Here is a 23,500-nt window from a genome sequence, read left to right on the forward strand (position 1 = left end):
AGGATGTGTCGAGTATCGAGCGGGCTGCTGTCAAGGGATGAGAGGGTCACCGGCCCCAACGTTTCTGCGGGCGGGTGACGTGACCGACAGATATTGACGACAGAGCGACCTGCCCGGTCGACCCGCTGATCACGGGCACGGCGAAGCCCCCGGCCCGAAGGGATCGGGTCGGGGGCGAACGACCGCCGGGCGGTCAGGGGGTTCAGGCGAGCACGCTCTCCAGGGAGACCGACTCCAGGCCGAAGGCCTCGGCCACGGCCGGGAAGGTGATCTGGCCCTCGTGCACGTTCAGGCCCTTGGCGAGCGCCTCGTCGCGGCGCAGCGCCTCCTTCCACCCGCGGTTGGCCAGCTCCAGCACGTACGGCATGGTGGCGTTGGTCAGCGCGTAGGTGGAGGTGTTCGGGACGGCGCCCGGCATGTTGGCCACGCAGTAGAAGACCGAGTTGTGGACCTTGAAGGTCGGGTCGTCGTGCGTGGTGGCGTGCGAGTCCTCGAAGCAGCCGCCCTGGTCGATGGCGATGTCGACGAGCACGGAGCCCGGCTTCATGCGGGAGACCAGCTCGTTGGTGACCAGCTTCGGGGCCTTGGCGCCCGGGATCAGCACGGCACCGACGACCAGGTCGGCCTCCACGACGGCCTTCTCCAGCTCGAAGGCGTTCGACACGATGGTCTTGACCTTGGTGCCGAAGATGCGGTCGGCCTCGCGCAGCTTGTTGATGTCGCGGTCCAGCAGGGTCACCTCGTAACCCATGCCGACGGCGATGGTGGCCGCGTGCCAGCCGGAGACGCCACCGCCGATGACGACGGCCTTGGCCGGGTGGGTGCCGGGCACGCCGCCCGGCAGGGTGCCGCGGCCGCCGGCCGGGCGCATCAGGTGGTACGAGCCGACCTGCGGGGCCAGGCGGCCCGCGACCTCGGACATCGGGGCGAGCAGCGGCAGCGCGCCGTTCGGCAGCTGCACGGTCTCGTACGCGATGGCGGTGGTGCCCGAGGCGACCAGCGCGTCGGTGCCGGCCCGGTCGGCCGCCAGGTGGAGGTACGTGAAGAGGGTCTGACCCTTGCGCAGCCGGTGGTACTCAGAGGCGATGGGCTCCTTGACCTTCAGCAGCAGGTCGGCGGTGGCCCACACCTCGTCGGCGGTGGGGAGGATGGTGGCGCCGGCGGCCACGTACTCCTCGTTCGGGATCGAGGAGCCGACACCGGCGTTGTCCTCGATGTAGACCTCGTGTCCGTTACGGACCAGCTCATGCACGCCGGCGGGCGTGATGGCCACGCGGTACTCGTGGTTCTTGACCTCGCGGGGGATGCCGACCTTCACGGGTGAACACGTCCTCTTGCCATGGGGGTCCCGACCGGAGAAGACCGGTGGGCGACGCGCACGTGGGGAAGCCTCCGGGGCAGCCCGGGGCGGGATCGCTGCGCGACTGAGTCCGAGTGTAATGAAGCCCAGTCGGCGTGTCAGCCTTCCAAAGTGAATAATTTTCCCGCACACATTGGCAGGTTCGTAGGCTTCCCCTGCGACTTACCCGCCAAAGACGTCCCAACCGGGCATCTTCGACAATACCTCCGAAATGCCTATCACCACCCGGCATCCACGCGTTCCCGCAGGTCCGCGAGGGCCCCGCCGACGGCCTCCCGGCCCCGCTCGTCGCCCAGCCGGCGCAGCACCGCGAGCGCGGCCCGGTACTCCCGGTCGGCCTCGTCGAAGCGGCGCTGCGCGGTGTGCGCCTCGGCCACCCGGGCCAGCAGCCGGGCCTCGGCCGCGTGGTCCCCGAGGGCCTGCCGCAGGCCGAGCGCCCGCCCGTACCAGTCGGCGGCCCGCACCGCGTCGCCGAGCGCCCGGTGACAGTTGGCGGCGCTCTCCAGGGCCCGGGCGCAGAGCGGCTCGTCGTCGGCCCTGCGGGCGTGCTCCAGGGCGGCCCGGTAGTGGACGGCGGCCGGCTCCCAGCGGCCCGCCGAGGCCTGGAGGTCGCCCAGGTTGAGCAGCGCGGCCGAGGCCCGGCGGGGCCGGCCGGCGCGCTCGGCGACGGTCAGCACCAGCTCGTGCAGCCGGTAGAGGTCGGTGGGGGCGGCGGCTCCGGTCAGCGGCAGCGTCCGCAGCAGCGCGGTGACCAGCCGCCCGGCCGAACCGTCCAGGTCGCCCTGGCCGATCGCGTCGGCCACCGCGCCGAGCAGCAGCTCCCGCTCGCCGAGCAGCCACTCACGGGCGTGCGCGGCCGACCGCAGCCGCAGCGGGGCGGGCAGCGGCTCCGGGACGGGGCCGACCGCCGGGTCGAGCAGCGCGCGGGCCGACTCGGTGAGCCGGACCATCCGCTCCAGCAGCCGGGCCCGGGCGAGCTCGGTCTCGGTGGGCCGGTCCTCCTGCTCGCGCAGCCGGACCAGCCGGGGGTACAGCCGCCCGGGCACCCGGTAGCGCGCGGTGCCGTCGGCGGCCGGCGCCTCCTCGCCGAGCAGCTCCCGCTCGGCGAGCGCGGCCAGCGTCACGGCCGCGTCCGGTACCGGGCAACCGACCAGCGCGGAGGCGGTGCGCGGGTCTGCGGTCTGCGCCGGGGCCAGGGTGAGGGTGCGCAGCATCCGTGCCTGGGCGGCCGGCAGCCCGCGGTACAGCAGGGTGAACGCGCCGAGCAGCGGGTCGTTGTCGGGGACGGGCACCGGCTCGGCCGGCTCCGGGCCGGGCTTCACCCAGGCCGCCGGATCACCGGCCGACTCCGTCACCGCGGCAGCGGAAGCGGCACCGCGAGAGACAGCCGCACCGGCGCCGGGAGCGGACTCACCGGCCCGGCCCTGCGTCGCCGCCGGCCCCGCCCCCGTTCCCGGGACCGCCTTCCCCGGGACGGGCTTGCCGGTCCCCTGCTTGCCCGACGGACCCGACGGACCCGACGCCGCCCCGACCGCCCCGGTGGCCCCGCGCACCCCTGTGGCCCCGGTGGCCCCGGCCGGAGCAGCCCCGGAGGACCTCGCCGCCCGCTCCCGCTCCCCTTCCCTCTTCCCCGGTGCCCTCCCCGGCCCCTTCTGCTTCTCCCTCTCCTTTTCCTTCTGCCTGTCCTTCTCCTCGACCCCGGCACCCGCGGCAGGGTCCACCGAAGCCGCTGTGACCGTCGTCTCCTCCCCCACCACCCGGTTGAGCTCGCGCGCCGCATCGGTGACCGCGATCTTCGGGTTCCCGCGCAGCCACCCCGCCATCAGCCGCAGTGCGGCCGGCCGGGCGGCGCAGGCCTCGGCCAGGTCGGCACCGCCGACCGGGTCGCAGGAGATCCGGGTGCCGCCGACCAGGTCGGCCAGCAGCTCGCCGGAGGCCTGCCGGTCCAGCCCGCCGAGGATCACCGGGTCGATGTCCTCGATCCCGGTGAGCGGTCCGGCCGTGGTGGCGAGCACCAGACAGCCGGGCTCGTCGGTCAGCAGCGGCCACACCTGCCCGGCGTCCCGGACGTCGTCCAGCACGAGCAGCACCCGCAGCCCGGCGAGCGCCTCGCGCAGCGCCGCACAGCCCGGTTCGTCCCGCCCGTCCTCGCCGGCGCCGGGCAGCGGCACGACGGCCTGCGGGTCGAGCTGTTCCAGCAGCAGCCGGGCGGCCCGGGCCGGCGGCACCCGGCCGCCGTCCGGGGCGGACAGCCGTACGAACAGCACGCCGTCCGGGTAGTCGGCGGCGACGGTACGGGCGAAGCGGGCCGCCAGCACGGTCCGGCCGGAGCCGGGACGTCCGGCCAGCACCAGCACCGGGCAGCGTCCGCTCGCCGGGCGGGCGGCGGCCGCCCGCAGCGCGGCCAGCTCGGCGCGCCGCCCGACGAACAGCGCGGGCGCGGCCGGCAGCCGCTCAAGGCCCGGGACGGCCCCGGCGGGCGCGCCGGGGCCGGGGTCCATCGTCGCCGTCTTCCTCGCCACCCGTGCCACTCCCGACGTCATCACGCGCTCGGCATCCGACGCTCGGCATCCGGTGCCCAGCCTCCGGAGCTCAGCGGAGGCGGCCCGGGACGGGCGCCCTGTCTGCGAAGCGTAGTTCGACCGTCCGGCTCAGCCGAGGTGACATCCGGTCGTACGAATCGGCAAATCACCCCAACGACTCAACGCACGGCGGCCGGCCGTCCCCCGACCGGCCCTCTCGTCCCCCGTCTGCCATCCCGGACCCGGACCGACCACCCCGCCCCGTCCGCCCCCCGGAGCCCGACCGGCCGGCCCGGACCCCGACCGCTCGCCGTCCCGAACCCCGACGGGACCGCCTCAGGCCTCGAAGGGACGGGCCGGCCAGGGCGAGTCCGCCGGGCGCAGCGCGTCCAGCCCGTCCGGGCCGGTGAGCGCGGCGTGCACCGCGAGGGTGCCGGTGACCAGGGTCGGGTTGTGCAGCTTCCCGGCCTGGATCAGCCGGATCAGTTCCGGCACCGGCACCCAGGCGACCTCGATCTCCTGCTCCTCGCCCTCGGCCGCGTAGCGCTCGCCCTCGGCCGGCGCCAGGTCGGTGGCCAGGAACATCCGCAGCGCCTCGTCGGTGCCGCCCGGGGAGGTGTAGTAGTCGGCGAGGATCCGCCAGGTGCCGGCCTTGCAGTACGCCTCCTCATACAGCTCGCGCTGCGCGGCGCGCCACGGGTTCTCGCCGGGCACGTCGAGCAGGCCGGCCGGCAGCTCCCACAGCCGCTGGCGCACCGGGTGGCGGTACTGGCGCAGCACCAGCACCCGCTGCTCGTCGTCCAGGGCGAGCACCGAGACGGAGCCGGGGTGGGTCTGGTAGTCGCGGCGCGCCCAGCTGCCGTCGGGCATCCGGACCTCCTCGCTGCGCACCCCGGTGACCTTGCCCTGGAACGGCGTTCCGCTCTCCCGGACCTCCCACTCCTCGGCCACGTCGAAGATCCCCTGGCGGCCCTGCTCGTCCATCGTTCTCCCCTTTTCGTCAGTACGACACAATCTAACGCCGAACGGCGGCCCCGCGGGAATCGCGGGGCCGCCGTCGGGTGAACGAGCGCTGTCGACGACCGCAGCCGACGACAGCCGACTGCGACGACCGGGGACTACTCGGAGGCCGCGGTCTTGATCTCGATGGCCGCCTTGACCAGGCCCGCGAACAGCGGGTGCGGGCGGGTCGGGCGGGACTTCAGCTCCGGGTGGGCCTGGGTGGCCACCAGGTAGGGGTGCACCTCGCGCGGGTACTCGACGTACTCGACCAGGTCGCCCTTGGGCGAGAGGCCGGAGAACACCAGGCCGGTCTTCTCCAGGTCCGCACGGTAGGAGTTGTTGACCTCGTAGCGGTGGCGGTGGCGCTCCTCGACGTACTGCTCGCCGTCGTAGACCTCGCGGACGATCGAGCCCTCGGCGAGCTTGGCCGGGTACAGGCCCAGGCGCATGGTGCCGCCCAGGTCGCCCTTGCCGTCGACGATGGCCAGCTGCTCGGCCATCGTGGAGATGACCGGGTGCTTGGCGGCGGCGTCGAACTCGGTGGAGTTGGCCTCCGGCAGGCCGGCCAGGTTGCGGGCCGCCTCGATGACCACGCACTGCAGGCCCAGGCACAGGCCCAGCAGCGGGACCTTGTTCTCGCGGGCGAAGGTGATCGCGCCGACCTTGCCGTTGACGCCGCGGTCGCCGAAGCCGCCGGGGATGCAGATCGCGTCGACGTCGCCGAGCTGCGCCCGGGCGCCCTCGGGGGTCTCGCAGTCGTCCGAGGTGACCCACTTGATCTCGACCCGGGCGTTGTTGGCGAAACCGCCGGCGCGCAGCGCCTCGGTCACCGACAGGTACGCGTCCGGCAGGTCGATGTACTTGCCGACCAGGGCGACCTTGACGATGTGCTGCGGCTCGTGGACGCGGCGCAGCAGGTCGTCCCAGGTGGTCCAGTCCACGTCGCGGAACGGCAGGTCCAGGCGGCGCACCACGTAGGCGTCCAGGCCCTCGCCGTGCAGCACCTTGGGGATGTCGTAGATCGACTTGGCGTCGATGGCCGCGACCACGGCCTCCTCGTCCACGTCGCACATCAGCGAGATCTTGCGCTTGATCGCCTGCGGGACCTCGCGGTCGGCGCGCAGCACGATCGCGTCGGGCTGGATGCCGATGTTGCGCAGCGCGGCGACGGAGTGCTGGGTGGGCTTGGTCTTCAGCTCGCCCGAGGGGCCGATGTACGGCAGCAGGGAGACGTGCACGAAGAACACGTTGTCCCGGCCGACCTCGTGGCGGACCTGGCGGACGGCCTCCAGGAACGGCAGCGACTCGATGTCGCCGACGGTGCCGCCGACCTCGGTGATCACCACGTCGACGTCCTCGGTCGCCATCCGGCGGATCCGGGACTTGATCTCGTTGGTGATGTGCGGGATGACCTGGACGGTGTCGCCCAGGTACTCGCCGCGGCGCTCCTTGGCGATGACGGTCGAGTACACCTGGCCGGTGGTGACGTTCGCCGAGCCGTGCAGGTTGGTGTCGAGGAACCGCTCGTAGTGGCCGATGTCCAGGTCGGTCTCGGCGCCGTCGTCGGTGACGAACACCTCACCGTGCTGGAACGGGTTCATGGTGCCCGGGTCCACGTTGAGGTAGGGGTCGAGCTTCTGCATCGTCACGCGCAGGCCGCGGGCCTTGAGCAACGCGCCGAGGCTGGAGGCGGTGAGCCCCTTTCCGAGAGAAGAGGCGACACCCCCGGTGACGAAGAGGTGCTTGGTCGTCACGGCGCGGCCGTTCGCTGCCTTGCCGGAATGGGGCTGTGCCAAGAGGGGGCTCCCGTGGGTCGCGTGTCGAAGCAGACGTGGGCGGGAGGCTCGGGGTTCGCCGGGCGACGGAGGCCGGCTCGGTGCGCGGCGCTCGTTGGGTCGTCGGTTCGGCTGGTCCGGGGCGTTTGATCCCGCCGGTCCACGGGATACCAGGGTATCAGCGACCGGACCCGAACGCCGTTCCGGGCCGAGCGTGCCTCCCCGGGGGCGCGCGCGGGGCGCACCACCGGCGCATCACGCGCCACAGATTTCACACCGGTCGCACAACCCGCCGGACCGGGCCAGAGCGCGGTATCCGTCCGGACCATCGCGGCTCATCCGGCCGGACCAGCCGGAGGTGATCCTTCCGGACCATCCTGCGCCGCGCCCTCGCGATGCACGGCATTTCCGCCGAATTGCGGCGCCACACCGGGCTGCGCCCGCGTGCTTCGCCCCTTTCGTCCGTCGTAAGCTGCTCGGACGCATCGCCGACAGCACGAGCACGCGGAGGGCGTGGGAGGGTCAGGACACTCCCGGTCCCCGATGCGCGACCGGACCTCCCCGTATTCCAGCCCATCCCCACCCACTCCAGGGGCTCGACCGAGCCCCGCGGACACTCCAGCAAGGCCTGCCACCACCCCCGGCAGGCCGGACGTCCCGGGGTGGACCTCCGGCCCCGCAGACCGCTCGCTCCCTCCGCTCGCCGATGCCCTGACCACATTGCGAACTGGAGATCCACGTGGCCGGCCGTATCGAGGACTACGCACTCATCGGGGACATGCAGACCGCTGCCCTGGTCAGCAGGGACGGGGCGGTGGACTGGCTCTGCCTTCCCCGCTTCGACTCGCCGGCCGTGTTCGCCGGCCTGCTCGGCACCGATGAACACGGCTTCTGGCGGATCGGCCCGGCCGAGGCCGTCCTGACCGAGGTCCCCGCACCGGCCGCCGCCACGCCCCCCGCCGACGCGGGCCGGGCCCGCATCGCCGACACCGCCGACCTGCGGGTGCCCCCGCCCACCGCCGCCGCCCCCGCCGTGCCCGCCGACCGCCGCCGCTACCGGGGCGACTCGCTGGTCCTGGAGCAGGAGTGGGACACCGACGGCGGCACCGTCCGGGTGATCGACTTCATGCCGCCGCGCCCGCTGGCCGGCAAGGACGCCGTCCCCCAGGTGATCCGGATCGTCGAGGGCGTCACGGGCACCGTACGGATGCGCTCGGCCGTGCGGATGCGTTTCTCCTACGGCCGCATCGTGCCCTGGGTGCACCGCGTCGAACAGGCCGACGGCGGCCACCGCACCGTCGCCGTCGCCGGCCCCGACTCGGTCTGGCTGGACGGCGAGGCCGAGACCTACGGCCGCGACCTCACCACCTACGCCGACTTCACCGTCACCGCCGGCGAGCGGATCGCCTTCGCCCTCACCTGGCAGGCCTCCCACCTCGACCCGCCCAGGCCCCCGGACGCCGAGGGGATGCTCGACGCCACCGCCGACTTCTGGCACGAGTGGGCCGACCAGTGCACCTACCAGGGCCCCTACCGCGAGGCCGTGATCCGCTCCCTGATCACCCTCAAGGGCCTCACCTACGCCCCCACCGGCGGCATCGTCGCCGCCCCCACCACCTCCCTGCCCGAGGACATCGGCGGCGAACGCAACTGGGACTACCGCTACACCTGGCTGCGCGACGCCGCCATCACCCTCTCCTCCCTGCTGCGCACCGGCTACCGCGAGGAGGCCCGCGCCTGGCGCGAGTGGCTGCTGCGCGCGGTGGCCGGCGACCCTGAGAACCTCCAGATCATGTACGGCATCGCCGGCGAGCGCGAGCTCACCGAGTCCTCGCTGGACTGGCTGCCCGGCTACGAGGGCTCCCAGCCCGTCCGGGTCGGCAACGGCGCCGCCGGACAGCTCCAGCTCGACGTCTACGGCGAGGTCGTCGAGGCCCTGCACCTGGCCCACATGACCGGCCTGGTCCGCAACGACCACGCCCACCACCTCCAGCTGCGCCTGATCGACTACCTGGAGGAGCACTGGCAGGAGCCGGACGAGGGCATCTGGGAGGTCCGCGGCCCGCGCCGGCACTTCGTCCACTCCAAGGTGATGGCCTGGGTCGCCGTCGACCGGACCATCAAGCTGCTGGAGCAGACCCCCGAGGACGAGCCCACCGGCGGCCACCTGGAGCGCTGGCGCGCGCTGCGCGCGCTGATCCACGCGGACGTCTGCGAGAAGGGCTACGACCCGGAGCGCAACACCTTCACCCAGTACTACGGCGGCAAGGAGCTGGACGCCTCGCTGCTGCTGATCCCCCAGGTCGGCTTCCTGCCCCCGGACGACAAGCGCGTCATCGGCACCATCGAGGCGATCCAGCGCGAACTGTCCACCGAGGACGGCTTCGTCCTGCGCTACCCGACCCACGACGAGAGCGGCAACAACGTCGACGGCCTCTCCGGCCACGAGGGCGCCTTCCTCGCCTGCTCGTTCTGGCTGGCCGACGACCTCGCCATGATCGGCCGGGTGCAGGAGGCCCGCGAACTGTTCGACCGGCTGCTGGCGCTGCGCAACGACCTGGGCCTGCTCGCCGAGGAGTGGGACCCGCGGCTCAAGCGCCAGGTCGGCAACTTCCCCCAGGCCTTCAGCCACGTCCCGCTGATCGATACCGCGCTGCGGCTGACCGCCTGCGGCGCCGCGTACCTGTCCGCCCAGCCGGACGGCCCGGCCGCCGACCGGGTCGAACGGGCCACCGTCTGACAGGCCACGGTCCAGCGGGCCACCGTCCGGCGGGCCACCGCCCGGAAGCCGGTCTAGCCGCGCTGCACCAGCTCGTCGTAGGTGCTGAGCACCTGGGCGACGGTGGCGGCCTCGTCCGGCCAGGTCTCGGCCTGCTGCCGGCCGGCCGCCACCAGCTGCTCGCGGCGGGCCGGGTCGGCCAGCAGGGCGCGCACCGCGCGACCGAGCGCCGCCGGGTCGCCGGAGGGCACCAGTACGGCGGCGTCGCCGACCAGTTCGGGGATGCCGCCGACGGCGGTGGCGACCACCGGCACGCCGGCCCGCATCGCCTCCTGCACCACCAGCGAGCGGGCCTCCCAGCGGCTGGGGATCACCACCACGTCGGCGGCGGCCAGCAGGTCGGGCACGTCGGTGCGGTAGCCGAGCAACCGCACCGGCAGCTTCTCCGCGGCCGTCCGCTCGCGCAGCACGCCCGCCTCCGGGCCGTCCCCGGCGAGCAGCACCAGCGGCTCCGGGTCCAGCGCGGACAGCTCCCGGGTGGCGTCCAGCAGCACTCCGAAGGCCTTCTGCGGAACGAGCCGGCCGACCGCCAGCACCAGCGGGCGGTCCGGGTCCGCGCCGAGCAGCGCGGTACGGGCCTCGGTGCGGGCGAGCTGCCCGTCGGGCATCGGCGGGGCCGCCACCGGGCCCAGCCGGGCGTCGGTGGCGCCCAGTTCACGGGCCCGGGCGACGAGGTCGGAGGAGGCGCCGAGAACCAGGTCGGCGGCGCGCGCCACCCGGCGCTCCATCAGCCGCTGCAGCCGGCGCTCCATCCCGGTGGCCAGCAGCGCGTGGTGCGAGGTGACCACCAGCGGGGTCTCCGGGCGCAGGCCCGGGAAGCGGCCGGCGGTGCGCAGCGCCAGGTCGGACAGCAGCCCGGCGCGCAGCCCGTGGGCGTGCACCACGTCGGCGCCGGTGAAGGCCCGGCGCAGCTCGCCGATCGCGGTGGCGTCGCTGCGGGCGCCCGCGGTGGGGGTGATGTCGACGGTGTGGAACCTGGCACCCGTGCGGGAGAAGCCGAACAGCGCGTCCGCGCCGGCCGGCGCGCAGACCGTGACGTTCACTCCGTGCGCGACCAGGCCCTGGGCCAGGGAGCGCACGTGCGCACCGATGCCGCCGGTGCTGGCGGCCAGGACGAGTACCACGTGCAGCTGCCCCGGTTCGGGGACGGCCGCGGTGGCCCGGGCGGCGGAATGGTCCACGTCGTCTCGCATCCGACTCGATCAGGTTCGCGCGCCGCCTCGCGAGGATTGCCCGCCCGGCGGCGCTCGGGGCTGGAAAGCCAGTGTCCAGGCGCCACCATGCCAGGTCGGCGGCCCTCTTGGACAGTCGGCGCCACGGGGGCGCGTCGCCGGGGTCCGAGGGGGCCGCCGGCGCCGGCTAGCGGCGGCGCGGGGCCCGCGCGGCGGCCAACAGTTCCTCGGCGTGGGCGCGGCCCAGCTCCGAGTCCTCCAGGCCGGCCAGCATCCGGGAGAGTTCGCGCACCCGCTCCTCGTCGTTCAGCACCTTGACGCCGCTGCGGGTCACGGTGCCGTCGTTGGTCTTCACCACGACCAGGTGCCGGTCGGCGAACGCGGCGACCTGCGGGAGGTGGGTGACCACCACGACCTGGGCGGACTCGGCCAGCTTGGCCAGCCGACGGCCGATCTCGACCGCGGCCTTGCCGCCGACGCCCGCGTCCACCTCGTCGAACAAGTAGGTGGGGACGGGGTCGGCGCCCGCGAAGACCACCTCGACGGCGAGCATCACGCGGGACAGCTCACCGCCGGAGGCGCCCTTGGCGATCGGGCGCGGCTGGGCGCCCGGGTGCGGGGCCAGCAGCACCTCCACCTCGTCCACGCCGTGCGGACCGTAGGCGACGGTGCGCCCGCCGACCTCGATCCCGGCCAGGTCGTCGACCTGGCCGATCGCGAAGGTCACCCGGGCGTGCGGCATGGCCAGTTCGGCGAGTTCGGCGGAGACCGCCTCGGCGAACCGTCCGGACGCGGCGTGCCGGGCCCGCGAGACCTCGGCGGCCAGCTCGGCCAGTTCGGCCCGCAGCTCGGTCTCCCGGGCGCCGAGCTCGTCGATCCGGTCGTCGTCGCCGTCGAGTTCGGCGAGCCGCACCGCCCCGGCCTCGGCCCAGGCGATCACCTCGGCGAGCGAGTTCTCCTCGCCGCCGTACTTGCGCAGCAGCTGGGCCAGTACGGCCCGGCGGTCCTCGACGGCGGACAGGCGCACCGGGTCGGCGTCCAGGTCGTCCGCGTAGCCGGCCAGGTCGCCGGCCACGTCGGCGAGCAGGTAGCCGACCTCGTTGAGGCGGTCGGCCAGGGCGGCCAGCCGCTCGTCGTGGTGGCGCACGGCGTCCAGGGCCCGGCGGGACTGGGCGAGCAGGGTGCCCGCGTCCAGCGCCTCCGGGTCGACCGGGTCGCCGGCCAGGGCGGCGTGGGCGAGGGTCGCGGCGGAGGACAGCGCGTCGGCGTGGCCGAGCCGCTCGGCCTCGGCGGCCAGCTCCGCGTCCTCGCCGGCCACCGGTTCGGCGGCGGCGATCTCGTCCAGGCCGAAGCGCAGCAGATCGGCCTCCTGGGCGCGCTCGCGGGCCCGGGTGGTCAGCTCCTCCAGGATCGCGGAGACCTCGCGCAGGACGCGGTAGGTCTCCCGGTAGCGGGCCAGCGGCCCGGCCACCGAGGCGCCCGCGTACCGGTCCAGCGCGCCGCGCTGGCGGGCCGGGCGCAGCAGGCGCTGCTGGTCGGTCTGGCCGTGCACGGCGATCAGGTCCTCGCCGAGCTCGGCGAGCAGCCCGACCGGGACGGACCGGCCGCCGACGTGCGCCCGGGAGCGGCCCTCGGCGGAGACGGTCCGGCTGATCAGCAGCGCGCCGTCGTCCAGTTCGGCCCCCGCCTCGATCGCGCGGACCGCCGCCGGGGAGTCGGCGGGCAGCTGCAGCCGGCCCTCCACGACGGCGCGTCCGGTGCCGTTGCGCACCAGGCCCGGGTCGGCGCGGCCGCCGAGCAGCAGGCCCAGGCTGGTCACGACCATGGTCTTTCCGGCGCCGGTCTCACCGGTCACGGCGGTGAAGCCGGGGGCGAGTTCGACCACCGCGTCGTCGATGACCCCAAGATCCCGTATCCGCATCTCGTCCAACACGGAGACGACCTTACGAGGTTCCGCCCCCGGCGCGCGACGAGCGACAACGGCGCGCGGCAACTCCGTGCCCGGAAGTTCATCCCTTCCGGGGGTCCCCGGCGGCCACCGGCACCGTGCACCAGCGCAGGAAGAGCTGCGCCATCGGGCCGATGGCCAGCGCGTACGCGACGGTGCCGACCCCGGCGGTGCCGCCGAGCAGCACACCGGCGGTGAGGACCGTCACCTCGATGCCGGTCCGCAGAAGTCGCAGCGAACGGCCGGTGCGCCGGTGCAGGCCGGTCATCAGGCCGTCGCGCGGGCCGGGGCCGAGCCGGGCGCCGATGTAGAGGCCGGTGGCCAGGCCGTTGAGGACGATCGCCCCGGCCGACAGCGCGATCCGGACGGGCAGGGCGCCGGGCTCTCCGACGACCCGCAGGGTGAGGTCCATGGCCGCGCCGATCAGCAGCACGTTGGCGACGGTGCCCAGGCCGGGGCGCTGGCGCAGCGGGATCCACAGCAGCAGGACGAGGGCGCCGCAGATCGTCACCCAGGCGCCGACCGACAGCCCGACGGTGCGCTGCAGGCCCTGGTGCAGGACGTCCCAGGGGTCGAGGCCGAGGCCGGAGCGGAGCATCAGCGCCATGCTCACGCCGTACAGGACGAGGCCGGCGAACAGCTGCGGTATCCGGCGGCCGAGGGCGTGGGTGTCGCCGAACACCCGGACGGCGAGGCTCCGCCCGGCGGCCGGTGCGGGGGTGGTGGTGGCGGCCGATGTCGGTGTGGTCGTGGTGGCCAAGGCTTGCTCCTGCGGTGGTGCTGCACCACCGGGACTCCCGGTAGTGGCGGCCGGCACGGCCGCCCTGCCATGATGGCCAGTCCAAAGCGGCCTGCTCCAGGGCCAATCTCTAGCAAGTGGACTTATTCAGCCATGGTCGACTGGCACACCACCGTCACCCCGCCCGCCCTGGCGCGGCTGCTCGCCACCGCCCGGCTCCCCGAGCCGGCCGCCGCCCGCCGCCCCGCTTACCGCACCCTGGCCGGGCAGATCCGGCTGCTGGTCACCGAGGGCCGGCTGCCGGTCGGCGCCCGGCTGCCCGCCGAACGCGAACTGGCCACCGCCCTCGCGATGAGCCGCACCACCGTCGCCACCGCGTACGAGACCCTGCGCGGCGACGGCTACCTGCGCAGCCGGCGCGGCGCGGGCAGCTGGACCGCCCTGCCCGAGGGCGCCCCGCCGCCCAGCGAGGCCCTGCACCCCGTCCCCCCGGACGAGCAGAGCCGCATGCTGGACCTCGGCGTCGCCGCCCCGCCCGCCCCCCAGCCCTGGGTCGGCCAGGCCGCCGCCCGGGCCGTCGAACAGCTGCCGCACTACGCCGCCGGGCACGGCCACTACCCCACCGGCGTCCCGGTGCTGCGCGAGGCCGTCGCCCGCCGCTTCACCGAGCGCGGACTGCCCACCACCCCCGACCAGATCCTGATCACCACCGGCGCCATGGGCGCCCTGCACCTGCTCCAGCGGGCCCTGATCGGCCGCGGCGACCGGGTCGCCGTCGAGGCGCCCAGCTACGCGAACACCCTGCAGGCACTGCGGCTGGCCGGCGCGCGCCTGGTCCCGGTGCCGTACGCCTGGACTCCGCGGCCCACCTGGGACCTCGACGAGTGGCGGCGGGTGCTGCGCGGCGCCGGCCCCAAGGTCGCCTACCTGATCCCGGACTTCCACAACCCGACCGGCACCCTGATCGACGAGGAGCAGCGCCGCGAACTGCTGGCCGCCGCCCGGACCGCCGGAAGCATCGTGCTGGCGGACGAGACCACCGCCGAGCTCGGCTGGGGCGTCCCGCCCTCCACCCCGCTGCCGCGCCCCATGGCCGCACTGGACCGCTCCGCCCAGGTGGTCACCGTCGGCTCGGCGGGCAAGCTGCTCTGGGGCGGTCTGCGGATCGGCTGGGTCCGGGCCGCGCCGGCGCTGGTGCGCCGACTGGCCACCGAGCGGGTCTACAGCGACGTCGGCACCCCGGTGCTGGACCAGCTGATCGCCGCCGAACTGCTGGGCGAACTGCTGCCCGACGTCCGGGAGCACCAGCTGACCCGGCTGCGGGCCACCGCGCGGGCCTTCGCCGCCGCCCTGCCCGAACGGCTGCCCGACTGGAGCTTCACCATGCCGACCGGCGGTCTCTCGCTGTGGGTCTCCACCGGCGCGCTGTCCGGCGCCGCGCTGGCCCGGGCCGGGGAGCGCGGCGGGGTCCGGATCGCCTCGGGCAACCGCTTCGGCTCGGACGGCGCCTTCGAGCACCACATCCGTCTCCCGGTCACCGTGCCCGCCGCGACCGTCCCCGCCGCCGTCGAACGCCTCGCCGCCCTGGCCGCCCAGGCGGCGGCCGACGGACGGCTCGAACCGGCCGACGAGGCCCAGCCACTGGCGGTCTGACGGCTCAGCCAATGAGGCCCAGCCGCTGACGGCCTGACGGCTCGTCAGGGGCATGCGATCGGCCGGTGCGCGGCCCGGGACAGGCGAAAGCCCCGGGCGCGCACCGGCCTCGGCGCATCCGGACCAGCCGCGGCCGACCGCCCGCCGGCCTGCCGGTCCGCCGGCCTCCTGCTGAGAGGTGCTAGCAGTGGCCGGCCCGGCCGCGCCAACCCGTCACCGGCAGCGCGAACTTGGCCACCAGCCGGTCGGTGAACGGCGCCCGGTGCAGCCTCGCCAGCCGCACCGGAGTCCGGCCCCGGCGGACCTCCACCCGCGCCCCGGCGGGCAGTTCGACCGAACGCCGCCCGTCGCACCAGAGCACACCGTGCGGGGTCTTGGGCTGCACCTCGACCGCCAGCACCGACTCCGGCGAGGTCACCAGCGGGCGGGCGAACAGCGCGTGCGCGGAGATCGGCACCATCAGCAGCGCCTCCACCTCCGGCCACACCACCGGCCCGCCGCCGGAGAACGCGTACGCGGTGGAGCCGGTCGGCGTCGCGCACACCACGCCGTCACAGCCGAAGTTGGAGACCGGGCGGCCGTCCACCTCGGTCACCACCTCCAGCATCCGCTCCCGCGCCGCCTTCTCGATCGAGGCCTCGTTCAGCGCCCAGTCCTCGTGGACCACATCGCCGTTGGTGCGGACGATGACATCGATCGTCATCCGCTCCTCGACCTCGTAGTCGGCGTCCACCACCCGCTCCACCACCACGGCCAGGTCGTCCCGCTCGGCCTCGGCGAGGAAGCCCACCCGGCCCAGGTTGATCCCGAGCATCGGCAGCCCGTGCGAGCGCGCCAGCTCCGCCCCGCGCAGCAGCGTCCCGTCCCCGCCGGCCACCAGGATCAGCTCGCAGCCGTCCGCCGCCCCGGGGCCCTCCGCCACCTTCTCGACGCCCTCCGGCAGGTCCAGGTCGACCGCCTCGGCCTCCAGCAGTCTGATCCGAAGGCCCGCCTTCAGCAGCCCGTGCACCAGGGCCTCGACGCTGCGCAGCGCCGCCTCCCGGCCGGTGTGCGCGATCAGGAAGACCGTACGTTCTTCATCGCTCATGCCGCTGCCCTCTCCCTAACGCCTGCCGGGTCGCCCTTGGCCCCGGTGCGGCCGCGCCATACGGCATGACGGGCCGGACGCTCGCAAGGCACCCTACCGGGGCCCCTCGGCCACGGCCCGGTCCGCCTCCGCGGGGTCCAGCTGCGGGGCGTCCCGGCGCAGCCAGAGGAAGTACTCGACGTTGCCGGACGGCCCCGGCAGGGGGCTCGCGGTGACCGCGCGCACGCCCAGCCCGAGCTCCCACGCCTGCCCCGCGACCTGGCGCACCATCTCGGCGCGCAGCTGCGGGCTGCGCACCACGCCGCCGCTGCCCAGACGCTCCTTGCCGATCTCGAACTGGGGCTTGACCATCAGCACCAGGTCGGCGTCCCCGGCCGCGCAGGAGGCGAGGGCCGGGAGCACCAGGCCCAGCGAGATGAACGACAGGTCGCCCACCACCAGGTCCACCGGGGTGCCGCCGATCAGCTCCGGGGTCAGCTCGCGCACATTGGTGCGGTCCATCACGGTGACCCGGTCGTCGCTCTGCAGCGACCAGGCCAGCTGCCCGTACCCGACGTCCACCGCCAGCACCCGCGCGGCCCCGGCCCGCAGCAGCACGTCGGTGAAGCCGCCGGTGGAGGCGCCCGCGTCCAGCGCCCGGCGGCCCTCGACCACCAGGCCCTGCGGCACGAAGGCCGCGAACGCGCCGGCGAGCTTGTGGCCGCCGCGCGAGACGTAGTCGGGGTCGTTGTCGTCCTTGGCCACCACGACCGCCGCCGAGGTCTCCACCTGGGTGGCCGGCTTGGTCGCGGTGGTGCCGCCGACGGTCACCCGGCCGGCCGCGATCAGCTCGGACGCGTGCTCACGCGATCGGGCCAGCTTGCGGCGGACCAGTTCCGCGTCGAGTCGGCGTCGTGCCACTGCCACTGGTGTTCAGCTCCTACGGATCCTGCGGGTCATTCCTGATCGAGCGCGGCCAGTGTGTCGACCAGCCGCTGGTGAACATCTTCGTACACCGCGACGTGTGCCTCGGCCGGGACCCCGTCCAGAGCCTCCAGCCGGGCCAGGCCGGCGTCCACTCCGGGGTGGCCGGTGAGAACCGGCTCGACGCCCAGCGGCTCCACCAGGGCGATCACGTCCGACGCCCCGGCGTCCCGGACGGACTCGGGCGGTTCACTCGTCCCGGGCATCGGGCTTCTTCGTGCTGGTGGCCTTGCGGACGGTGGTCTTCCTGGTCGCGGCACGCTTCGCGGGCGTCCCGGACCGGGTGGCGGCCTCGGACCGGGCCTCGGTCTGCTTGGCGGTGGCGGTCTTCTTGACGGTCGTCGTCTTCTTCTTCGCGGTGGCCTTCCCAGCCGCCGTCCCCTTCCCGGCCGTCCCCGTCGTCGCCGGCTTCTCGGCCGCGCTCTTCCTCGCCGTGCTCTTCTTGGCGGCGCTCTTCTTCGCCGAACTCTCCTTGGCCGGGCCCTCCCCTGCGGAACTCTCCTCGGCCGCGGGCGCCTCCGGCGGGACCGGGGCGGCCCGGGACACCGGCGGAACCGGTGGATCGACCTCGACCGGCTCGTCCACCTCCACCCGCTCGGCGACTATCGGCTCCCCCGTCGCCGGGACCGCCGAGCGCTCCTCCTCGAACTCCCAGCCGCGCCCGAACAGGTCACCGGCCCGCGGCGCCGGCACCGGCTCCTCGGCCTCGTACGACCCCGGCCCGGACCCGGCCGTCGGGGCCTCCTCCTCGACCTCGCGCAGCTTGGTCTCCAGGTACGCCAGCACCACGCCGACCTTGGTCACCTGGTCGCCGACCTTCTCGAAGACCTTCTCCGCCTCGTTGCGCGCCACACCGACCGCCAGGTCCACCCCGGCGCGCCCGGCCGTGACCGCCTCCCCAGCCAGGGTCTGCAAGGTCTCCACCGACGGCGGGAACTGACCGCCCAGCCGGCGCTCGACCTCGGCGACGTCCACCCCGGCCTTCTCCAGGATCGAGGTCGCCGTCCCGACGACCAGCTTGCCGACCTCCTCGACCACTCCGGCGGCGGTCTCCACCACTCCCCGAATCGTCCTCGGCAGCATCCGGGTGCCTCCCAATCGCGTACGCGCGTCGCTCCGTCGCCCTCAGTACCCGGGCCGTTCCGGGCACCCCACGGACGGCGTCCGGGCACCCCACGGACGACGCTACCGCCAAAACCCGCCTGAGGTACCGTGGCCCGCAGTCAGCACCGTAGCGACCGGGGGAGGGAGCCGCCCCGTGGCGAACGCCGAGGAGTGCCGGGAGGCACTGGAGCAGCTCAGCCGGAACATGGCGAAGTCCACCGGCGACGTCCGCAAGGCCGCGGCCCTCGACCGTTCGCTCAGCTGCCGGATCACCGACCTCGACCTGACCTTCACCGGGCGACTGCGCGACGGCCGGATCCAGGACATGGTGGTCTCCCCCGGCGCCCCGGCCGGGAAGGCGGAGATCCGGCTCACCATGACCAGCGACGACCTGGTCGCACTGGTCGGCGGGCGGCTCGGCTTCGCCTCCGCCTGGGCGAGCGGCCGGGTCAGGCTGGAGGCGGGCTTCCGCGACCTGCTGCGACTGCGCACCCTGCTCTGAGCCGGGCCGCCGAACCGGCCCCGAGTTCGGCCACCGGGCCCGTCCCGGACCCGTCCCGGATTCGGCCGTCGGACCCGGCGCTGCCGAGGGCGGCCCCGGGTCGACCGGCGACCTGTTCTCAGAACCCCAGATCGGCCAGCGCCTTGCGGCCGTCCACCGGCGCGCCGCCCGCGTCCAGCACCGACCACGCCGCCGCGCACAGCGCCCGCAGGCCGTCCCAGCGGTCCCCCGCCCCGGACAGCCGCAGCACACCGGCTTCGACGCCCGCGACCCAGCCGCCGCACCCGAAGCCGCCGTCCACGGCCGCCACCGCGGGGTGGGGGACGAGCAGTCCACGCAGGTCTGCGGCCAGGTAGGTCGGCCGGTGCTCGACCGGGGCCGCCAGCAGCAGCTCCGGCGTGGTCACCCCGGTGAACACCAGCAGGCTGTCCACCCCGCCGTTGAACGCGCCCTCGATGTCGGTGTCCAGCCGGTCCCCGACCACCAGCGGACGCTCCGCACCGGTACGCAGCACGGTCTCCCGGTGCATCGGCGGCAGCGGCTTGCCCGCCACCTCCGGCTCCACCCCGGTCGCCGCCCGCACCGCCGCCACCAGGGTGCCGTTGCCGGGCGCGATGCCACGGGCCCTCGGCACCGTCAGGTCCAGGTTGGACGCCACCCACGGCAGACCGCTCTGCACGGCGTACGAGGCCTCCGCCAGGTCCGTCCACCCCACCGAGGGGTCGAAGCCCTGGACCACCGCGAGCGGACCGTCGGCCAACGAGCGGACCGCGACCAGCCCCAGCTCGGCCAGCGCCTCCTCCAGTCCGAGCCCGCCCACGACCAGCACCTTCGAGCCGGCCGGCACCTTCTCGGCGACCAGCCGGGCGGCGGCCTGGGCCGAGTTGATCACGTCGGCCGGCTCGGCCGGAACGCCCAGCTCGGTCAGGTGCTCGGCCACCACCCGCGGCGGGCGGGAGGCGTTGTTGGTCACGTAGGCGAGCCGCATCCCGGCCGTGCGGGCGGCGTCCAGCGCGTCCACGGCGTGCTCGATCGCGTGCGCGCCCGCGTAGACCACGCCGTCCAGGTCCAGCAGCGCGGTGTCGTACGCGTCGGTCAGCGGCCGCTCGCTGCCGCCGGGGGCGGTCCGTCGCACGGGGGTGGCCGTCTCGGTCATGGCTGCGCTACCTCATTCACTGCGTCGTCGTTCACTTCGTCGTCCGCGCCGCACGTCCTCGTGCGGCGCGACTTCCGTCACTCGTGCGTGGCGGAGCCTGTCACGGCGTCCGTCACCCGTCCGTCACGGAGTCCCTCACGGCGTGCGGCCGGTCCTCGCGCCGGCCGGTCAGGCGCCGTCGTCGGCACCATTGCCCGTGCCGGCGTCGTCCGCCGGCCCTCCGGTCGGGCCCTCGGCACCCGCCGGGGGCGCCGCGTACCCGGGTGCTCCCGGCAGCAGCGGGCCGTACGCCCCGGCCCGGGCGGCCAGGGTCGCCCGGGTCTGCCGCAGCGCCTGGCGGTAGTGGTCGCTCTCCGGCCGCATCGCCACGGCCAGCGCCAGGTGCTCGGCGGAGGTCTCGAAATCGCCCAGCCGGGCCGCCGCGACGCCCCACCCGAACTGAGCGTAGTCGTCCGCCGGGTCGGCGAGCGCCACGGCGCGGAAGTTCCCCAGGGCCGCCGCGTACGAGCCCGCGTCGAACTGGGCCCGCGCCAACGCCTCCCGGATGCTGCGCGAGTGCGGCTCGGCCGCCACCGCCCGGGCGAGCAGCTGCTCTGCGGCCGCCGGATGCCCCTGCGCCAGCAGCTGGGCACCCCGGCGGAACCAGTCGTACACATCCCCGGCGGGCTCCCCGGAACGGCTCTGCCGCGGCACCCCGCCGGCCCCGGTACCGTCGACCCCCGCGCTGCCGGCCCCCGCGCCGCCGCCCGGTGTTTCGTCGCCCGGTGCACGGCCCGGCACGCCGCCGGCCGGAGCATCCCCGCGGGTGGCACCGACCGGCCCGACCGGTCCGCCCGACTCGACCGGGCCGCCGCCGTCCACCCGTTCCTGCCCGTCGTCCATGCCGTACCTCGCCCTCGGTCGCACACCCGGCCCACGACTCGGCACGGGCATTCCGATCTCTCAACAACGCGTACCCGGTTACGATGCCCAGAATGAGCACACCCAGTGCAGAAGACGGAGTCGAGACTCCCGAGGGCGGCCCCGGTGATCCCGGGCACGTCGCCACCGCCGGCCTGTCCCTGTCCCCCTTCCGCGGCCTGCGCTACGTCCCCGACCGGGTCGGCGCCCTGGCCGCGGTGATGTCCCCGCCGTACGACGTCGTGGATCCGGGCCGCCGGCTCGACCTGGAGACCGCCGACCCGCACAACGTGGTCCGGCTGATCCTTCCCAGGCCCGAGCCCGAGGACGCCGGCGACCGCCCCGACCGCGACACCCGCTACCGGCACGCCGCCCGGCTCCTGGCCGCCTGGCAGCGCGAGGGCATCCTGGCCGCCGACCCCGAGCCCGCGCTCTACGTCTACGAGCAACGGGTGCCGGCCACCGACGACTCCCCCGAACTGCTCCAGCGCGGCCTGATCGGCGCCCTCGCGGTGAGCGGCCGCGAGGGCGGTGTGGTGCTCCCGCACGAGGACGTGATGCCGCGGCCGGTCGCCGACCGGGTCGGCCTGATGCGCACCACCCGGGCCAACCTGGAACCGCTGCTGCTCACCTACCGGGGCAACGGCGGCGCCTCCGGCGTGATCGAACGGACGGTCGAGCGCGAGCCACTGCTCTCCACCGCCACCAGCGACGGCACCCACCACCGGCTGTGGGCGGTCACCGACCCCGCCGAGATCGCCGGGATCAGCCGCGACCTCGCCACCTGCCGGGCGCTGATCGCCGACGGCCACCACCGCTGGGAGATGTACCTGCGCCTCCAGCGCGAGCACCGCCACCTGCCGCGCAGCCCCTGGGACCGCGGCCTGGTACTCCTGGTGGACACCGCCCGCTACCCGCTGCGGGTCCGCGCCATCCACCGCGTGCTGTACCGGCTGCCGGTGGCCGAGGCACTGGAGCGGCTCGGCGACCAGTGGAAGGTCAAGGAGGTCCCCGGGCCGCTGTCCGCCGCGCTCCAGGCCCTCGCCGAGCAGAAGCGGCACGGCGGAAACGGCTTCGTCCTCACCGGCGGCGACGGCGTCTACTGGCTGCTCGGCGAGCCCGAGGAGTCCCTGCTCGACGCCACCGTGCCGCAGGGGCGGCCCGAGGAGTGGCGCCACCTGGACGCCACCGTCCTGCACGCCACCCTGCTGGACCACACCTGGCACGTCCCCGACGGCCCGGACGACATCGGCTACCTGCACACCGCCGTGGCCGCCGAGCAGGAGGCCGCGCGCACCGGCGGCACCGCCGTCCTGCTGCACCCGGTCCGGGAGTCGGTGGTGAGACGGCTGGCCGAACAGGGCGTCACCATGCCGCGAAAGTCCACCTCCTTCGGGCCGAAGCCGGCCACCGGGCTGGTGCTGCGCAACCTCGCGCTGGGCTGACGACGCCGCCGGCCCGGACACGGCCCGGACACGGCCCGGACACGGCCCGGAACGCCGTGAGGCCCTGCCGTTCCCCGGGATTCCGGGGAACGGCAGGGCCTCACGGCGTTGCCTGGGGAGCTGCTCAGCTCTTGTCGGCGGCAGCCTCGACGTCGGCCTTGGTGTCGGCCTTGGTGTCCTGGACCTCCTGGACGCGCTCGGGGACGACGCCGTCGAAGTCCTCGTCGATCTCGAGGTCGTCCTCGTCGTAGAACTCCTCGACGTCCTCCTCGTCCTCGAAGATCACGCGGTCGTCGGCGTTGTCGCCGCCACCGCGCTTCTTCGCCGGCGCATCCGTCGACTCGGTCTCGTCCTCGGCCAGCTCCGGGTCGAGCGTGTCGATGAACTCCACGCCGTCGATCTCGGCCAGCCGCTCCGAGGCGTTGGTGGTGCCGTCGGTGTCGGCCTCGGCGGCCTTGGCGAACCAGTCACGGGCCTCGTCGGCCCGGCCGGCCGCGATCAGGGCCTCGGCGTAGGCGTACCGCAGGCGCGCGGTCCACGCGTGCACGGCGCTGGAAGCCAGCTCCGGGCTCTGCAGCGTCACCACGGCAGCGTCGAACTGCTCCATGTCGCTGCGAGCACCGGCCGCCACGAGACGCATCTCGACCTGGCCGGCCTTGTCCAGCTGCTTCACCTCGGGCTCACCGGCCATCGCCAGCGCCCGCTCCGGGCGGCCCAGACCGCGCTCGCAGTCGGCCATCACCGGCCACAGGTCCGCCCGGCCGGTCATCCGACGGGCGGCGCGGAACTCGGTCAGCGCCTCGGAGTAACGCTGCGTCATGTACGAGGCGAAACCGGCCGCCTCACGGACCGCAGCCACGCGGGAGGCCAGACGGAGCGCGACGCGCGAGTACTGGTAGGCCTCCTCCGGCTCGCTGTCGAGCATGCGGGCCACCATCACCAGGTTGCGGGCGACGTCGTCCGCGAGAGTCTTCGGCAGGCTCTTGAGCTCCTGACGCACGTCCGCGTCCAGCTCGAAGCCGGTGATGTCCTCCGGGATCGGCAGACGCTTGACGGGCTCGTAGTTGCCCCGGCGGTCGTCGTAGTCCCGACGGTCACTGCCGCGGTCGTCACGGTCCCGACGGTAGCCGCCGCCCTGGCGGTCGTCACGGCGGAAACCACCGCGGTCGCCGCCGCGGTCGTCACGGCGGAAGCCGCCACGGTCACCGCCGGAGGGGCGGTCGTCGCGACGGAAGCCACCACCGGTCGGGCGGTCGCCGCGGTCACGGTTGAAACCGCCGCCGGAGGGACGGTCGTCGCGACGGAAACCACCGCGGTCACCGCCACGGTCATCACGGTCACGGCCGTAGCCACCACCGGAGGGGCGGTCGTCACGACGCGGACGGTCGTCACG

18 protein-coding genes are annotated in these 23,500 nt (G+C 74.6%); 4 read left to right on the forward strand and 14 right to left on the reverse strand.

Annotated features, from left to right (window positions below; all coding sequences use genetic code 11):
• Nucleotides 1-202 precede the first annotated feature (202 nt).
• The 4 genes from ald to ACFVUY_RS27650 all read right to left on the reverse strand — a co-directional run bounded on the left by ald (nucleotide 203) and on the right by ACFVUY_RS27650 (nucleotide 6,680).
• Nucleotides 203-1,318 (reverse strand): alanine dehydrogenase, encoded by a 1,116-nt coding sequence (gene ald, locus ACFVUY_RS27635; protein WP_387693583.1) that lies wholly within the window; start codon nucleotides 1,316-1,318, stop codon nucleotides 203-205.
• A gap of 260 nt (nucleotides 1,319-1,578) precedes the next feature.
• Nucleotides 1,579-3,882 (reverse strand): AAA family ATPase, encoded by a 2,304-nt coding sequence (locus ACFVUY_RS27640; protein ID WP_387734299.1) that lies wholly within the window; start codon nucleotides 3,880-3,882, stop codon nucleotides 1,579-1,581.
• Between the two features lie 336 nt (nucleotides 3,883-4,218).
• Entirely contained in the window at nucleotides 4,219-4,866 is a 648-nt protein-coding gene (locus ACFVUY_RS27645) for an NUDIX domain-containing protein (protein WP_380348098.1), read from the reverse strand.
• A gap of 134 nt (nucleotides 4,867-5,000) precedes the next feature.
• Nucleotides 5,001-6,680, reverse strand: a complete 1,680-nt coding sequence (locus ACFVUY_RS27650) for a CTP synthase (protein WP_359899194.1) — start codon at nucleotides 6,678-6,680, stop codon at nucleotides 5,001-5,003.
• 718 nt (nucleotides 6,681-7,398) lie between these two features.
• Here ACFVUY_RS27650 and ACFVUY_RS27655 point away from each other — a divergent pair.
• Nucleotides 7,399-9,399, forward strand: a complete 2,001-nt coding sequence (locus ACFVUY_RS27655; RefSeq protein WP_387693581.1) for a glycoside hydrolase family 15 protein — start codon at nucleotides 7,399-7,401, stop codon at nucleotides 9,397-9,399.
• Nucleotides 9,400-9,452: 53 nt separating this feature from the next.
• Here ACFVUY_RS27655 and ACFVUY_RS27660 read toward each other — a convergent pair whose 3' ends face one another.
• The 3 genes from ACFVUY_RS27660 to ACFVUY_RS27670 form a co-directional block, all read right to left on the reverse strand.
• Nucleotides 9,453-10,631, reverse strand: a complete 1,179-nt coding sequence (locus ACFVUY_RS27660) for a glycosyltransferase family 4 protein (RefSeq protein WP_387693580.1) — start codon at nucleotides 10,629-10,631, stop codon at nucleotides 9,453-9,455.
• Nucleotides 10,632-10,797: 166 nt separating this feature from the next.
• On the reverse strand, nucleotides 10,798-12,531 hold the full coding sequence (gene recN, locus ACFVUY_RS27665; RefSeq protein ID WP_387734322.1) for a DNA repair protein RecN: 1,734 nt from the start codon (nucleotides 12,529-12,531) through the stop codon (nucleotides 10,798-10,800).
• Between the two features lie 88 nt (nucleotides 12,532-12,619).
• Nucleotides 12,620-13,240: a YitT family protein gene (locus ACFVUY_RS27670; RefSeq protein WP_387693637.1), complete on the reverse strand. Its 621-nt coding sequence runs from the start codon at nucleotides 13,238-13,240 to the stop codon at nucleotides 12,620-12,622.
• Nucleotides 13,241-13,450: 210 nt separating this feature from the next.
• Here ACFVUY_RS27670 and ACFVUY_RS27675 point away from each other — a divergent pair, with 210 nt between their 5' ends.
• Nucleotides 13,451-14,950: a PLP-dependent aminotransferase family protein gene (locus ACFVUY_RS27675; RefSeq protein ID WP_387693579.1), complete on the forward strand. Its 1,500-nt coding sequence runs from the start codon at nucleotides 13,451-13,453 to the stop codon at nucleotides 14,948-14,950.
• Between the two features lie 181 nt (nucleotides 14,951-15,131).
• Here the strand turns inward: ACFVUY_RS27675 and ACFVUY_RS27680 are convergent, their stop codons facing one another.
• The 4 genes from ACFVUY_RS27680 to ACFVUY_RS27695 form a co-directional block, all read right to left on the reverse strand.
• Nucleotides 15,132-16,037, reverse strand: a complete 906-nt coding sequence (locus tag ACFVUY_RS27680) for an NAD kinase (RefSeq protein ID WP_387693578.1) — start codon at nucleotides 16,035-16,037, stop codon at nucleotides 15,132-15,134.
• A gap of 93 nt (nucleotides 16,038-16,130) precedes the next feature.
• A complete protein-coding gene (locus tag ACFVUY_RS27685) occupies nucleotides 16,131-16,937 on the reverse strand; it encodes a TlyA family RNA methyltransferase (protein ID WP_387693635.1) in 807 nt (268 codons plus the stop codon).
• A 35-nt stretch (nucleotides 16,938-16,972) separates the two neighbouring features.
• Nucleotides 16,973-17,206: a hypothetical protein gene (locus tag ACFVUY_RS27690; protein ID WP_387734301.1), complete on the reverse strand. Its 234-nt coding sequence runs from the start codon at nucleotides 17,204-17,206 to the stop codon at nucleotides 16,973-16,975.
• Nucleotides 17,190-18,059 (reverse strand): hypothetical protein, encoded by an 870-nt coding sequence (locus ACFVUY_RS27695; RefSeq protein ID WP_387734303.1) that lies wholly within the window; start codon nucleotides 18,057-18,059, stop codon nucleotides 17,190-17,192. Before ACFVUY_RS27695 ends, ACFVUY_RS27690 begins: the two co-directional genes overlap by 17 nt.
• A gap of 199 nt (nucleotides 18,060-18,258) precedes the next feature.
• Here ACFVUY_RS27695 and ACFVUY_RS27700 point away from each other — a divergent pair, with 199 nt between their 5' ends.
• Nucleotides 18,259-18,606, forward strand: coding sequence for an SCP2 sterol-binding domain-containing protein (locus ACFVUY_RS27700; RefSeq protein ID WP_387734306.1), 348 nt, complete (start codon nucleotides 18,259-18,261; stop codon nucleotides 18,604-18,606).
• A gap of 118 nt (nucleotides 18,607-18,724) precedes the next feature.
• Here ACFVUY_RS27700 and ACFVUY_RS27705 read toward each other — a convergent pair whose 3' ends face one another.
• Together ACFVUY_RS27705 and ACFVUY_RS27710 are read right to left on the reverse strand one after the other, a co-directional pair.
• On the reverse strand, nucleotides 18,725-19,762 hold the full coding sequence (locus ACFVUY_RS27705; RefSeq protein ID WP_387693574.1) for an HAD-IIA family hydrolase: 1,038 nt from the start codon (nucleotides 19,760-19,762) through the stop codon (nucleotides 18,725-18,727).
• A gap of 168 nt (nucleotides 19,763-19,930) precedes the next feature.
• A complete protein-coding gene (locus ACFVUY_RS27710; RefSeq protein ID WP_387734308.1) occupies nucleotides 19,931-20,644 on the reverse strand; it encodes a tetratricopeptide repeat protein in 714 nt (237 codons plus the stop codon).
• Nucleotides 20,645-20,736: 92 nt separating this feature from the next.
• Between ACFVUY_RS27710 and ACFVUY_RS27715 the strand changes: the two genes are divergently transcribed.
• On the forward strand, nucleotides 20,737-22,107 hold the full coding sequence (locus ACFVUY_RS27715; RefSeq protein ID WP_387693572.1) for a DUF1015 family protein: 1,371 nt from the start codon (nucleotides 20,737-20,739) through the stop codon (nucleotides 22,105-22,107).
• 124 nt (nucleotides 22,108-22,231) lie between these two features.
• Here ACFVUY_RS27715 and ACFVUY_RS27720 read toward each other — a convergent pair whose 3' ends face one another.
• Nucleotides 22,232-23,152, reverse strand: a complete 921-nt coding sequence (locus tag ACFVUY_RS27720; protein WP_387734324.1) for a hypothetical protein — start codon at nucleotides 23,150-23,152, stop codon at nucleotides 22,232-22,234.
• Between the last annotated feature and the right edge of the window lie 348 nt (nucleotides 23,153-23,500).

This window comes from Kitasatospora sp. NPDC058063, assembly GCF_042885395.1.
Taxonomy (GTDB): domain Bacteria; phylum Actinomycetota; class Actinomycetes; order Streptomycetales; family Streptomycetaceae; genus Kitasatospora; species Kitasatospora lactacystinica.